This window comes from Acetivibrio straminisolvens JCM 21531, from assembly GCF_000521465.1.
Lineage (GTDB): Bacteria > Bacillota > Clostridia > Acetivibrionales > Acetivibrionaceae > Hungateiclostridium > Hungateiclostridium straminisolvens.
This window is the reverse complement of record NZ_BAVR01000194.1, coordinates 1-526: the sequence shown is the minus strand read 5'-3', so window position 1 is coordinate 526 and position 526 is coordinate 1. Positions and strand designations below refer to the sequence as shown.

Here is a 526-nt window from a genome sequence, read left to right as displayed (position 1 = left end):
AGGCCTGTGGTTTACTACGAGAAATGGTGTGAACTGTGGCTGGAAATCAAAATATTCTCCATAAAGGAACCTTGCTGTGATTCTGTCTCCGCCTGTAAAGCTCTTAATCAATGCCTCAGAGAGCCTTTGTCCCTCATTTATTTCTATGGCAGTAACGAGCCTTGCTCCCTGAAGCCTTGCGATATCATTTCCTATCGCTTCAATTCTTTTTGCCATAAAGGTTTCGGACGGAGTATTTCTTGCATAGTCTCCCAACAGGTCAGAGACGGTGTTTAGAAATGTGCTCTTGCCGTTTGCTCCTGTTCCATAAAGGACGAATAGGGCTTGCTCTGAAATATCTCCGCTTAATGACGAGCCTACAGCCTTTTGAAGGTACCTTACAAGCTCGTTGCTTCCTCCCGTAATGGTATTCAGAAATTCCATCCATTTGGGAGCCTTGCTGCTTGGTTTATATTCAACAGGACAGATTTTACTCATATAGTACTCACGCTTATGAGGGAGAAGTTCTCCTGTCTTTAGGTCTACC

1 protein-coding gene is annotated in these 526 nt (G+C 44.1%); it reads right to left on the bottom strand.

Annotated elements, in window-relative coordinates; all coding sequences use genetic code 11:
* Window positions 1-526 (bottom strand): DNA primase family protein (locus JCM21531_RS17450; protein WP_038291759.1); only part of this gene is annotated, 526 nt, incomplete at both ends.